Origin of the sequence: Psychrobacillus sp. L3 (assembly GCF_042945595.1) — a bacterium.
GTDB lineage: Bacteria > Bacillota > Bacilli > Bacillales_A > Planococcaceae > Psychrobacillus.
Map to the genome: position 1 here is coordinate 3,268,615 of NZ_CP168493.1, position 13,695 is coordinate 3,282,309.

The following is a 13,695-nucleotide window of genomic DNA, read 5'->3' on the forward strand; positions in this document are numbered from 1 at the left end:
TTCCTTGATGCAATCTCTTTCCAATCCCACTTATAAATCGTATTTTTGGAGTTTCCATATCCAATTAATTTCATTATATACTTCAGGTGAGTCTATCGAGTATTCGACCGATGTTGGGTAGTATTCGACCGATTATTTCACATATTCGACCGATGTTGGCTCTTATTCGACCGTTTATCACTTAGATTCAACCGATAATGACACTTATTCGACCGATTCACATTTTCCTTAATGCAATCTCTTTCCAATCCCACTTATAAATCGTATTTTTGGAGTTTCCATATCCAATTAATTTCATTATATACTTCAGGTGAGTCTATCGAGTATTCGACCGATGTTGGGTAGTATCCGACCGATTATTTCACATATTCGACCGATGTTGGCTCTTATTCGACCGTTTATCACTTAGATTCAACCGATAATGACACTTATTCGACCGATTCACGTTTTCCTTGATGCAATCTCTTTCCATTCCCACTTATAAATCGTATTTTTGGAGTTTCCACTTGTTATTAAATTCATTGATTTCAAAACCCTTAATGCAGATTGTGGAGAATTTAAATGTAGAAATCTTTTGCATTGCCGATTATTAATACTTTCCCCAATCAGCACAAACCATTCATAAACAGCTTTTTCATGGGCAAGCCGGTCGACATGACCACAACGCAAACAGTTCCAGCCATTTTTCTTTTTCACCATTCCATGCGTTTCACACTTTTCACAGTACACACCAGTCAAAAGATCGTTCGGATTGATGCCCCAGCGTTCGCACATAGGATAAGGAAAATAAGGTCGATGACTAGCAACGATTTTCTCTGCCAACTTGTGCATTTCATTCACTTCTAAACATACTTTATTACGAGCAATATTCCGCAAAAACACCGGGATTGTCTGATGGTGAATCAAGGGATATTTCGTAGATGGCTCCACAACCATGACTTTAGAATTCGTCAACACAATTACCCCGTCAACAGGAATCTTTATTCCCCGCAACTGTAACCATTCATCAAGCAAATAGTTATTCCGTTCAATCTGCACCTCTGGACTTTCATATATATCTACTTTACCATTCTCATTTTCTCGCTCTAACTGGAAAGAATTTTGTTTAAATCGCAATTTCCCACCAATATTTTTACTTTCCAATACCACCGCAAAGTATTGTGTCAAAAACACTGTATCAATTTGAAACTTACCATTCGATTCCAAACTTACATCATGCAGTACTACATACTCGAATGGAAATGAATACTTCTGAAATACCTCATCCACACGTACTTCGCCATAAATCCCAGCATTCGCCATATGCATTTTCGAATGAATTAATTCTTTCATCTCATGCATCTCCGGCAAACGTCGATGCAACAACCTCAAACCCACATAACTATACTCGTCCGAACGCGCTTTCACTATCAATAAAACACCCCCAACCGCATCGTATCACATGTACATAAAAAGTAAATTTCACTAAAACGCCAACAATTACATTTCCTCCATAAAAAAAGAACCAAAAATGAATTTTGGTCCAAATAAAGTATCTATAATAAAATTCTTCGAGAAATCATCTCCGCCGTCTCCTTACCGTTTTTAATACAAGCACCTATGCCAACTCCGTAATAAGAACAGCCTGCAAGAATTACATTTGGAAGCTCATCAGCTAGTTTCTTATTTAATGATCTAATAGCTTCCCCATGCTCTAAATGATAATTAGGCATCTGATCATTCCATTTCGTCACTTCTACCACTTGAGGTTTACCGCTTAGCTTCAAACTTTTTTCAATATCTTGCATTGCAATTTCAACCAATTCTTCCTCACTCATCTGCTTCATACTTTCAAACGCTGGGTTCGAACTCTTGTAAAACATTCGAACAAGCAAATTGCTGTTTTCAGATGTATGCGTCCATTTGCGGCTTGTCCATGTACATGCATTGCATTTCGCGTCGCTATTTTCAGAAACGATGAAACCTGTACCCTCCGCCGGAAGCTGATGATCAGGAATTTCAAATCCAAGATATATACTAATAAGTGATGAGTTTTTCAACTTATTGAAGTCCTTGTCCAATTCCTCATTTTCCAAGATGGCTTGTGCAACATTATGTGGAGTCGTCAATACAACATAGTCTGTCTCAATTGTTTCACCATTCGACAATAAAAGCTCATATCTCTCACCATTCTTCAGGACTTTCTTCGTTTGAATTCCTTTCATAATCGTCTCATTGCCAAGGTCTTCTTCCATGCGATCAATCAAAGAGGAAAGCCCGTTTTTAAAAGAGATAAATTTTTTATTTGACGCAGCTTCGAATTTAGCTTTATTCGCACCTAAGCCTTTCATAATACTGCCATGCTCATTTTTATAATCAATTAAATATGGAAGCGTTGAAGCGATTGTCAGTTTGTCTAGATTTCCTGAGTATACTCCGGATAAAACGGGAGCTATTTGCTTTTCTACTAGTTCTTTTCCTAAGAAATGCTCCAAAAACGATCCTACTGAGCTTTCTTTCGTGAAGCTTTCATTTGATAATTCAAAGTCTTTTAATGCTTCTTCTTTCCCTTCATCAGAAACTAATGTGCTACTTTCCAACGATTCCACACTTGTTGGTATTCCAAATACTGTATCAGGTGGAATTGCATGCAGTTCATTGTTCGTATAAATATAGGAAATTCCTGTTGAATTATAAACAAGCTCATCGTGCATATGTAATTCTTCCACTAAAGGCATTACTCCTTCATTGCGAGCAACAATGGAGTCTGCTCCAACCTCCATGATGAAATCCTTTTCCTTCACTGAATGAATTTTTCCGCCTAAATAATCATTCGCTTCCACTAAAACCAATTCTATGTCTAAGGCTTTTTCTAATTTTATTCTTTGCAAATAATGCATCGTAGAAAGGCCAGTAATGCCCCCTCCAACTACAACTATTTTTTTCAAAACAATCACTCCTTGTCGTTATTCATAGTATAAGCGTATATACAAATATCTGGTATGACTTACCTCACAATTCTTTCACTATTCAATTAAAAATACACAATAGTTTTCCTTTTCGTCAAATCTTTTAAAATTACTTCCATTTTAAGAGGGATATAATTTCTTCTGTCGAAGTAACAACTACCGAAGAATCTATTTAAGAGCGAGGAATGTTATGAGGAAAAAAAGAAATCTAATTTTGGGTTGTATATGTATGATCGTTATTATTGGAATACCAATATTTGTTCATTCTATTAAAAAAGACGTCTGGGAAATTAATGCTACCAATTTTATTAAAGCATTTCAACCTATTAGTGGTGATGCGGTTATTGATGATTTGCGGGCATGGACACCATTTGAATGGGATAATCTATATAGTTTTTCACCTTATATATCAAAAGAAACAATCTATGAAACCATTGGTTATAAATGGAGTAATATAAAAGAAACCTTAAACGAAGGAATGAACCAGATTGTATTTGTTCATGATGGTGAAGTAGTGTGCTATTTGTTTGGTTATCCAGAGCACAGTGGGATAGGTTTTAATTTTGGAGAATATAAAGGTAGTTATATTAAACTAACAACTGAACAGGAGCTACCTTTTAACATAACAGAAAGGAATGGTGTAAGATATTTTGAATTCATCAAGTAGTCAAAGGATGGAGTAAACAGTAACCCATCCTTCTCTATTACTATATCGCTCTAATCACAGCCCGAATTGGACTGCCATCTGCTCCTTGAATTTTCAGTGGCAGTGCGATCAATTCATAATCACCGGGTTCTATATCTTGTAATAATAAGTTCTCCAAAATGTGTACGCCGTGTTGATAAAGTGCGTGATGGGCTGGTAGTTCTTTATTATCTAATGCATCCACAGAGGGATGATCAACTCCGATTAAAAATATTCCTTTCTCTTGCAAAAAAGCACCGATATTTTCTTTTAATACGGGAATTGTTGAAGGGAAGTTCTCCACACATACTTCATATGAAGTTTTTAAAAGTAAACGCTCTACGCCATCTAGTTCTACGTCTTGTAATTCTTCGCGCCCAATGGAATCGAATCCTATAACATCCACTACTTTGGCACGCCCGATATACATATTAATATCTAATTGATCAATCGTTGAACCTTCATTATCAAAGTGAAATGGCGCATCGGCATGTGTCCCGGTATGCACACTTGTTGTGAATCGACCAATATTGACCGAACCTGTCTCTTCTTTGGAATAAGCAACTTCAAATTGGAAAGGTGTATCGCCTGGCCAAGTACCAATTTTATTTGAAAATGGGTGTGAAATATCAATCCAGCGGTTATCCATAGCTTCCCCCTATAAACTTGTTCTCAAATCCCATAACTCTGGGAAAAAACGATGGTCGAGTACTTGCCGTAAGTAATTGACACCTGATGAACCGCCTGTTCCTTTTTTAAATCCAATAATCCGTTCGACTGTTTTCATATGACGAAAGCGCCATTGTTGTAACCAATCTTCTACGTCCACAAGTTTTTCAGCCAATTGATATAAATTCCAGTACTTATCGATATTTTGATATACCTCTCTCCATGCCAAAGCTACTGTTTCATCCCCCCCATAAGTGACGGAGTAATCTCTGTTCACCACATTAGTGTTCAAATCGAATCCCGCTTTAGCTAACGAATGTATCGCAACATCGTAAATACTTGGTGCGTTATATGCTTTCTCAAGTTGCTCGTATAACTTAGTATCTTTTTCATAGATTTTAAGAATATGCTTCGTTTTATACCCAAGTGCAAATTCAATTTGCCGGTATTGAAAAGATTGAAATCCCGATGACTTTCCGAGTTTATCCCGAAATTCTAAATACTCAGCAGGTGTTAATGTCGAGAGCACATCCCAAGCTTGAATAATCTGGGTTTGAATTTTCGTTACTCGTGCAAGCATCTTAAAGGCTGCCTGCAATTTATCTTCTTGAATTGCTTGAATCGCACTTGTTAATTCATGCAATAGTAACTTCATCCAAAGTTCACTTACTTGATGAATGATGATAAATAACATTTCATCATGATGGCCGGATAACCTTTTTTGACTGGATAAAATGCTATCAAGATGTAAATATTCAGAGTACGTCATATCATTCTGAAAGTCTGTATAAATTCCTTTTTCCTTATTTAACTTTTCTTCCAACTCTGAAATATCCTTTGACATTCTGTTCCTCCTTTAGGCAATCACATCCCGCTTATTTTCAAAGCGTTTATACGTTTCTTCTTTCATTATTTCCTTTAAAATTTGTACGGTATTCCATACATCTTCAAAGGTGTTATATAACGCAACCGGTGCTAATCTAATTCCATTTGGTGAACGAAAATCAGGGATGACATGATGCTCTTTTAATGCCTTGCAAATACGCGCTGCCTCATCGTGGACTAAAAAAACATGTCCCCCACGACGATCTTCTTCACGTGGATTTGCGATGGTAAATGAATATTCACCTAACTCTTCTTCTATTAAATACATCATATAATCGGTTAACTTTAACGACTTGTCACGAATTGCTTCTATTCCAGCCTCCGCAAACATTTCTAGTGATCCAAAAAGCGACGCAGCACTTAATATATTCGGTGTTCCTATTTGATATGCACCAGCATCCGTTGCAGGTGTCATTTGGGTTGCTAAATCAAACTGTTTCTCTTTGTCGGAACCAAACCAACCAGCAAGACCTGGATTTTGTCCGAAATGTTTACGATTCACATAGATACCCCCGGTTGCTCCTGGTCCACCGTTTAAATGTTTGTAGTTACACCAAAAAGCAAAGTCCACGCCCCATTCATCTAACCCATGTTGAACGGACCCAATAGAGTGACACAAATCAAAACAAATCAAAATACCTTGTTCATGCGCAGCCTCGGTAAGCACTTTCATATTTAGGATTTGACCACTTCGATATAACACACCTGGCAGTACGATTAATGCAACATCATCTGTCATGGCTTGTATAATATCTGCTTCATCTAAAGTGTATCCATCTCTACTTTCTACTAACTTCATATTTTCAGCTGCCTCATAGCCATGCAATGCTAGCTGACTACTAATCGCATATAAATCGGATGGAAAGTTTAATTCGTCCGCTAAAATCTTTGTCCTTTTCCCTTTCGGATGATAAAAGCTAGCAATTAACTGATGTAAATTTGTTGTAGTTGAACCAGTGATGATCACTTCTTCCTCTAAAGCCCCAACTAGTGGTGCACACATTTTGCTTAATGTTTCGGAGAAATAAAACCACGGATGCTCCCCTTGCGTCCACCCATCTATTCCGAATTTTTTCCATGAATCTAGTGTAGATAATAATGATTGTTCCGCTCGTTTTGACAACAATCCTAAAGAATTGCCGTCCATATATATAGTACCCTGCTGTATGTAAAACTCGTCATGAAAGCTTTTTAAAGCATCTTTTCCATCTAATTTCTTTGCATTTTCTAACGTTGTATCCCTCATTAGCAAACACCGACCTTTATACTAATTTGAATTTTCTTTCTTTTTTATATAAATCATATATTTTAAGTTTCATAGTGTCAATGAACTTGGAAGCGGTAATTCCACTCTTGATCATGTATGATACTAGGTATACTCAAACCAATAAACTCCTTTATTAACAAGAAGTTAATAAAGGAGTTTATTGGTTTGATCTTAAGTTTGAAAATCAGTAAATGTTCGTACATCTTATGTGTTGGCATTAGTAGCATTAGTAAAAGATGCTGCAGAATCATATGCTACCAACGTAACACCAAGTTTCTCTTCCAATTCATTAAGTACTTGTAACTGCTCCTGATCAAGATCTGCAAATTTGTTGTCATTCACATAAAACGCATCCTTTCTTATGATGTAGCTTTACCATCATGAAGAGAATTATACGAAAAGCATTCAACGTTTCACATATTCTCTTCTCCTAATTGACGAATAAAAATAATAAAAATAAAAGGATTGAACTCTATGCAACACAGAGTCCAATCCTTTTAAGTTGCTAAAAAATGTATTACTTCCAATGACCTTGATCTACTAACTTTTTCTTCCCTTTAAATGCGAGTGTCACACAAATAATATTTAGAACCATCATTACCATAAGTGCATATAAAGCTGGATTATAGCTTCCTACAAAGTCATAGATATAGCCATACGCCGGTAAAGCAACGACAGATGCGATAGCTAGTCCAAGTGAAGCAGTCGAATAGATTTGACTATATTCTTTGCTACCAAATAGACTTGTAGTCAGAGCCGGCCCTAAAGTACCGATAGAAGCAACAACAAAACCTAACAATACGATAGCTATTGTAATAATTACACTATTTGCCGAGAATAATAATATAGATGATATAGATATTAAACCTAAAACCATTGCAAGTATGGTCGTATTTTTTGAGCCAATTTTATCACTTAAGAATCCTAAAATTAATGCCCCTGCCAATGCACCGATCATATAAGCACCCATAACATTTCCAGCGAAAGCTACATCATATCCTTTACTGCTTAAAAAAGTAGGGATGTGTAGAGAAAAACTTCCAATCGATGTGACAAAGAAGAAAAACGTAATTAATGCATAAAAAGCGGAAGACTTTTTTGCAACAGCCATTGAAATCCCTGCATTTTCTGTTGTACTTTGTGCATTATCTACTGCATCTTTGTCTTCTTTCGATCCATAAGGCTGAAGACCCTTTTCTTGTGGTGATTTTCTCATTATCAATAGAATAACTGGAACTGCAATGATTATAACGCCAACCCCTACAGCAATATAACTAAATCTCCACCCTTGACCAGCGATCATATTACCAATTACTGGTTGAAGAATAGCTCCAATCGCTCCAACAGAAGCCCCCATAATTCCAAGTGCCAATCCATTTTTCTTTTTGAACCATTGATTGATCATAACCGGTCCGGCAATAACTGTTATAAACACCCCTCCGACAGCCAATGGAATAGAAAGAATATACCAGCCCCATACCGAATTCATTAAGCCAAATAATGCAAATGCACCTGCTTGTAAAACAATTGCAATTATAAGTATTAAACGAATATTGTATTTTGCCATCAATTTTCCGCCAAACGGAAGGAAGATCATTGTAACAACTGAAGAGATACTAAAATACAGCATTAAATTTCCTAAACCGATATTTAAATCGTTAGCAACTGGTGTTAAAAACAACCCTGCTGAACTACTTATAGCACTTTTCCCTAAACCAACCATAATACAAAGACCTATTAAAATAATCCACGCATAATGGATATTTCCTTTTTTCTTGCTCATGATGCCACCTCTTTCTAAGTTGTACTATAAAAATTGGAATGACTATATGTTCTATGTTTTAATTAAAAATCGCCATTATTAAAAGACCATAATTAATGCTAAATGGAAATTCTTGAAAAGTTCACTTGACAATTCTTCACTCCAACTCTATCAGTGCTTTTATAGTGTAAAGTCCGACTACCCACTTGTCAATTAATTTTAATAATAAATGTTTTAACGCTAAACAATCATTTCACTTCCTTAAATACTTACCAAAACATTATGATTTATTAGATTTACTACATTCTTCCCCAATTACCTGTTTATATATCCATCCAGTCATCCAGTGGATATAACCCATTAAGTGAGTAACTGTTCATTACGTTTGGTTTGTTGAAGAATAATCCACAATTAATCTTCCAAACAATTGTATTTGTGTTCGGTTTATCTATTAGCTTCGTTCTTTTAGGATTTGGAGCTGAAGCACTTATTGATTGCTAAGCTCGGGGAGGAGGCATTAAAAACGTGGATAAGCGTTTTAGCTTTATTACCAGGGGGATTATGGCATGACAATTGATTCACCTTTAGGTAGTGTTACAATCATAATTATTAAGATCACACATTTAACTAGCGAATTATAATATCCTAACAACATACAAGACCCTAACACAATTTATATAATGTGTTAGGGTCTCTCTTTCGTACAACTTACTTTCTTAACTTTTCAATTTCATCTGCTACAAATTGTACACTTGTTCCAACAATTACCTGAATACTTTGTGGGCCTACAACATTAACTCCTGGTACACCTGTGTCTTTAATTTTCTGTTGATCTACGTTATCCATATTTACTACTTCTACACGTAAACGGGTTGCGCAATAATCAACAGAAACAACGTTAGCATCTCCGCCTAAACCTTCATAAATATTCGTTGCCAAGATAGAAAATTTATAACTAGATGAATGTTGAACGTTTTCTTCATTTTCTTCTTCCGACTCATCTTCTCTTCCCGGTGTTTTCAAATCAAATTTTACGATTAAGTATCGGAATAAGAAATAGTAAATAGCTCCAAATACTAACCCTTGAAGTAATAACATGAGCGGTAGATTTGCAATTGGTATACTCAGACTTAAAAAGTAATCAATAAATCCTGCACTAAACCCAAAACCTGCTGTCCAATGGAATGATGCCGCTATGAATAATGAAAGACCTGTTAAAGCCGCATGTACAACATAAAGTGCTGGAGCTAGGAACATAAATACAAATTCAATTGGTTCTGTAACACCAGTAAAGAAGGAAGCAAACCCTGCTGCTAACATTAAAGCTGCAATTTGTTTTTTTCTGTTTGTTTTAGCAGTATGATACATCGCAAGAGCCGCTGCTGGTAATCCGAACATCATTATCGGGAAGAAGCCGGCCTGATACATTCCTGTGACACCTTTGACACCTTTACTAGCCCAGAAGTTCCCGATATCGTTAATACCGATAGTATCAAACCAAAACACAGCATTTAAAGCATGATGCAAACCGGTTGGAATAAGTAAACGATTAAAGAATCCATATAGTCCTGCACCAACTGCTCCTAAACTGCTAATAGATTCACCAAATGATACCAATCCACCATAAACGATTGGCCAAATAAAGAATAATACCGCTGAAACTACTAACATCGAAACTGCAGTAACGATTGGTACAAATCGCTTCCCACTAAAGAACGCTAAGAAATCTGGTAACTTCACCTGACTAAATCGATTGAACATTATTGCAGCTATAATTCCAGAAATTATCCCTATAAATGCATTATCAATTCTCTCAAAAGCTGCGTTTACATTAGCAGGATCGACACTTTGTAATAGGGCTACTGAGTTTGTTGATAGCATTGTCGTCACAACTAAGAAGGCTATTAAACCACTTAATGCAGCAGACCCATCTTTTTCCTTCGCCATTCCTAATGCTACACCAACCGCAAAAAGGATTGGTATATGGTCAATAATCGAAGCCCCAGCGGTAAGTAAAAAAGCTGCAAATACATTTCCGGATCCCCATCCATCATGGTCAATCCAATATCCTATCCCCATTAAAATAGCCGCGGCTGGCAATACCGCAACAGGTAGCATTAGAGAGCGCCCAAGCTTTTGTAAATATTTCATCATAACAATCCCATTCCCCTTTTCATCGTTATGTGATAAATAATTTGAAAAATATTAAATGATTGCGTTATACAAAGTTTTTATTACTCGTAAAATATTATTCTAATATATCATTTCGCACCCCTATTCATAACCTCGTGCACACTCACCTCCTTGTTTGCACTTTATTTAGAAGAAGCTGTCATCAATAATGTTTCACCTATAATACATTCTTTTACTACTTCATATTGAACTTCTCTTTCATCACTATTCGTAATAACAATAGGTGTTATTACATTGCTGGCATGTTCTCGAATGTAGTCCCAATCTACTTCTATGAGCAACTGGCCGATTGAAACTCGTTCACCCTCATTAACAAAAACTGTAAAGCCTTGTCCTTTTAAAGAAACCGTTTCTAGACCAATATGAATAAGAATCTCCGTCCCATCATTTGAACGAAGAGCAATTGCATGTTTGGTTCCTGATAGGAGAATAACTGTGCCGTCTATCGGAGAATGGACGCTTCCTCCTTTGGGCATGATTGCCACTCCTTCACCCATCATTTTTTGACTAAACACAGGATCTGGAACTTGATCTAGTGAAAGTATTTCCCCAGTGATTGGTGCATAGATTTGTAATTTATGTTTCCTAAAAAGCTTTGTAAACACGCTGATTGACTCCTTTATATTCATTTTTAGGGAAACTCAAAAAAATCGTATACCTCATTTATATTGTGCATTCACAACATAAAGAACAAAAAACATGAGGTTAACGAAAAGAAAAAAATTCTCTAACCCCAAGCCTATTTGGTTTATTTCAACTATCGATAAGGTTCTTTTTAGTTGGAAAACTAAAGTTGAGACAAACAAAAACCCTCCACCGTTTGATTTCTCATACGGTAAAGGGTTTTGAAATGATTGATAGTTAATAATAACGAAGGCTATTTCCTTTTTCAGATATTTCATGAGCTAGTAGGATAATTGAAACCGCCAATTCTGCATACGTTGCTTCTCGATCAGGGTAAAAGTTATTTTGATCGGTCTTTAATAATCCCATTGAATTTGCTAAAGCAACATAACCAGCGTATTCTGGTTTCACTTTATTTGCATCGGCAAAGTCAAGTTTATAAATACTACTTTTTCTCGCTGCTTGGTCTAGTCCCAGAACGCGGATATACCAAACTGCTAATTCTTCTTTTTTAATTGGAGAATCAAGATCGAAGTTCTGGTTATCTGGTTTAATAATACCGGCATCAACTGCACGTTCAACAACTTGATATAGCGGGTGTTTAGGATCAATATTTTTAAACGTTTGGCTCTTATTTTCTGTTTCATTATCATAACTATTACTATAAAAATAAGTAAGGGAATTCATCATAACTTTTAATGCTTCCCCTTTTGAAACAGATGCATCACCATTAAAGTTTTTAGTATCTTTAATGTCTAAAACTTTAGCATTGATAAGATAATTAAGCTCTTCTTCTGCCCAAGGATGCGTAATGGCAGAAGTACTCTTTCCATTATATAAGCTGCTCCATTCCCCCGAGTTTGCATCTAAAACACTAAAAGAATCTTTATTAAATGTCGGTAAGTACACTAAATCATAGTGAAGGTTTTCTTTTTTATTATCTGATTTCATATAATTAAGTTCTAAGCTTAAATTCTTTTTCAAAATAGCTTTAGCATCTTCTTTAGAAATAACTTTGTCAATAGATGGCCATTTTTCCATCTCTTGATAATTGACATTTAGGCCATTTAAGGAACCATCAGCACCTATACTTACATTTAGCTGGTCACCCATTACAACAATACCATTTACAATTCGAGGGAAAGAGAAGTTATAAGTACCAAATCTCTCTTCGAAATAAGGGTCCTCTATCGGCATTGCGTAGTTGTGTAAATAGGAAGGAATCCATTCTTTTAAATATTTTATTGCTTGAGTGCGCGCATCTTTCTCAGAAATCGGTTTCTCTTTTTTAGATTTCTCCCCAATTTGTTCTAGAAGGTTGCTTGTCATATCATTGTATTGAATAATCTCACCGGTTTGTTTATCTATTTCAAGACCTGTTCCAGATCCGCCGTTCGCATATTGATACATATATTGAATACGAATGACTGCCTGTCCGTTATAATTCTTTACTTCTTCGACCGATTCAATGTTTAATTTAACTTTATCACTTTTTACTTTGAGCATTTGTTCTGCGAGTTTCTTTGCTTGTTCTAATGTAATCCCTTTTTGTTTTGGTGGAAGTTGTTTAGCAGAAATCATTTCGATTTTTGTGTTCTTTGGAAACTCTTCTGCATATCCATCTGCTGTTAGCCATTTTCCTGTAGAAGCATTGACCCCTCGCAGTTTAGTAGTTGGTAGATAAACTAGTTGAACACTACGGTCACCACTTCGATAATCGTTATTAATCTGGTATTGCAAATCAACAGTTAGATTTTCTTTAATTTTCTCTAAAATACCATCTTTATCTTTTAATTGTTTTGCATCGTCAAAGGTAAAAGTTTTCTTTTGTATTGGGTTTCGAGAAAAATTAACTACTTCCCCATTCCCTTGGACAGTCACTCCTATTCTTTGATCCATAATAGATATTTGATTTTTTGTGCGAGCAAAAGAAAAGGAATAACTAATTGGTTCTGATAATATTTGACTTGGAAAATAGTTAATAGGATCTGTTTCTAGCTGATATTCCTCTCCACCAAAAAATTTCTTAACAAAATCTCCAGCAATTTTTCTAGCATCGTCTTTTGATACCTTTGCAGGGAATAAAGATTCTTTTTCAACTGGTGGCTGGAAGTAAAATTGCTCAATGTCTAATTCCTCACCAACAAATGTAACACTACCATTCAATTGTTTTCCATTAATTGTCTTATGGAAAGATAGATTATAACGCAATGTATCATCATCGGTATAAAAATGTCCACCACTATGCATATAAAAATCACTATTCGATAAAAAATCAAACTTTTTTGGGAACAACTCATGAAGCTTTTTAATTAAATCATTTTTTGAGAAATCTTTTTCTGTTGCAGCGACTTGAATCTGTACCTTTTCTGGTTGCATGTTCATCGTAGTTGAAGCATTGGCCATAGATGAAAACATTCCAAGAGATAATGCGGAAGACGTCAATACAATACCAATTTTTTTAAAATTAACCAAGATAACCCTCCTATTCCAGTAGTAATTAAATTGTACACTAAATTCTGTAAAAAGGAAACATTCCATTAAATTAACAAAAAGAGATTTTCTATCTAATGCATGGATTAGATAGAAAACCTCATAAGTGTTTGCATCTAAAATCTTTTCTATAAAAGTCACCTAAGAACCAAAATCTTACTAGAATGGA

At 35.6% G+C, this 13,695-nt stretch carries 11 protein-coding genes; 1 reads left to right on the forward strand and 10 read right to left on the reverse strand.

The window, feature by feature from the left end:
- Positions 1-441: 441 nt before the first annotated feature.
- Together ACEPXD_RS16310 and ACEPXD_RS16315 are read right to left on the reverse strand one after the other, a co-directional pair.
- A complete protein-coding gene (locus ACEPXD_RS16310; protein WP_391117622.1) occupies positions 442-1,332 on the reverse strand; it encodes a nuclease-related domain-containing protein in 891 nt (296 codons plus the stop codon).
- A gap of 203 nt (positions 1,333-1,535) precedes the next feature.
- Entirely contained in the window at positions 1,536-2,927 is a 1,392-nt protein-coding gene (locus tag ACEPXD_RS16315) for a protoporphyrinogen oxidase (RefSeq protein ID WP_391117624.1), read from the reverse strand.
- A gap of 250 nt (positions 2,928-3,177) precedes the next feature.
- Between ACEPXD_RS16315 and ACEPXD_RS16320 the strand changes: the two genes are divergently transcribed.
- Positions 3,178-3,615, forward strand: a complete 438-nt coding sequence (locus ACEPXD_RS16320) for a hypothetical protein (protein ID WP_391117626.1) — start codon at positions 3,178-3,180, stop codon at positions 3,613-3,615.
- A gap of 40 nt (positions 3,616-3,655) precedes the next feature.
- On the opposite strand, the gene kynB is transcribed toward ACEPXD_RS16320, so the two are convergent.
- From kynB to ACEPXD_RS16360, 8 genes are all read right to left on the reverse strand, one after another.
- The gene (kynB, locus tag ACEPXD_RS16325; RefSeq protein ID WP_391117628.1) at positions 3,656-4,282 is read right to left on the reverse strand and encodes an arylformamidase; all 627 of its coding nucleotides are present in this window, start codon (positions 4,280-4,282) and stop codon (positions 3,656-3,658) included.
- A gap of 9 nt (positions 4,283-4,291) precedes the next feature.
- Positions 4,292-5,146, reverse strand: coding sequence for a tryptophan 2,3-dioxygenase (kynA, locus tag ACEPXD_RS16330; RefSeq protein ID WP_391117630.1), 855 nt, complete (start codon positions 5,144-5,146; stop codon positions 4,292-4,294).
- A gap of 12 nt (positions 5,147-5,158) precedes the next feature.
- Complete coding sequence (kynU, locus tag ACEPXD_RS16335) at positions 5,159-6,433, reverse strand: kynureninase (protein ID WP_391117632.1); 1,275 nt, start codon at positions 6,431-6,433, stop codon at positions 5,159-5,161.
- A 225-nt stretch (positions 6,434-6,658) separates the two neighbouring features.
- Positions 6,659-6,796, reverse strand: coding sequence for a hypothetical protein (locus ACEPXD_RS16340; RefSeq protein ID WP_391117634.1), 138 nt, complete (start codon positions 6,794-6,796; stop codon positions 6,659-6,661).
- Positions 6,797-6,971: 175 nt separating this feature from the next.
- Positions 6,972-8,237 (reverse strand): MFS transporter, encoded by a 1,266-nt coding sequence (locus ACEPXD_RS16345; RefSeq protein ID WP_391117636.1) that lies wholly within the window; start codon positions 8,235-8,237, stop codon positions 6,972-6,974.
- Positions 8,238-8,924: 687 nt separating this feature from the next.
- Positions 8,925-10,370 carry an N-acetylglucosamine-specific PTS transporter subunit IIBC gene (nagE, locus tag ACEPXD_RS16350; protein WP_391117638.1) on the reverse strand — a complete coding sequence of 482 codons (1,446 nt, stop codon included), beginning with the start codon at positions 10,368-10,370 and terminating at the stop codon, positions 8,925-8,927.
- A 161-nt stretch (positions 10,371-10,531) separates the two neighbouring features.
- Positions 10,532-11,014: a PTS glucose transporter subunit IIA gene (locus ACEPXD_RS16355; RefSeq protein ID WP_391117640.1), complete on the reverse strand. Its 483-nt coding sequence runs from the start codon at positions 11,012-11,014 to the stop codon at positions 10,532-10,534.
- A gap of 256 nt (positions 11,015-11,270) precedes the next feature.
- Entirely contained in the window at positions 11,271-13,508 is a 2,238-nt protein-coding gene (locus tag ACEPXD_RS16360) for a YcdB/YcdC domain-containing protein (RefSeq protein ID WP_391117642.1), read from the reverse strand.
- Positions 13,509-13,695: the final 187 nt, after the last annotated feature.

What these genes read in the sequence shown, in the direction of transcription:
- ACEPXD_RS16310 (WP_391117622.1), bottom strand. Translation starts at nt 1,332, where the DNA reads ATGAAAGAATTAATTCATTCGAAAATGCATATGGCGAATGCTGGGATT.
- ACEPXD_RS16320 (WP_391117626.1), top strand. Translation starts at nt 3,178, where the DNA reads ATGATCGTTATTATTGGAATACCAATATTTGTTCATTCTATTAAAAAA.
- kynB (WP_391117628.1), bottom strand. Translation starts at nt 4,282, where the DNA reads ATGGATAACCGCTGGATTGATATTTCACACCCATTTTCAAATAAAATT.
- kynA (WP_391117630.1), bottom strand. Translation starts at nt 5,146, where the DNA reads ATGTCAAAGGATATTTCAGAGTTGGAAGAAAAGTTAAATAAGGAAAAA.
- kynU (WP_391117632.1), bottom strand. Translation starts at nt 6,433, where the DNA reads ATGAGGGATACAACGTTAGAAAATGCAAAGAAATTAGATGGAAAAGAT.
- ACEPXD_RS16345 (WP_391117636.1), bottom strand. Translation starts at nt 8,237, where the DNA reads ATGAGCAAGAAAAAAGGAAATATCCATTATGCGTGGATTATTTTAATA.
- nagE (WP_391117638.1), bottom strand. Translation starts at nt 10,370, where the DNA reads ATGATGAAATATTTACAAAAGCTTGGGCGCTCTCTAATGCTACCTGTT.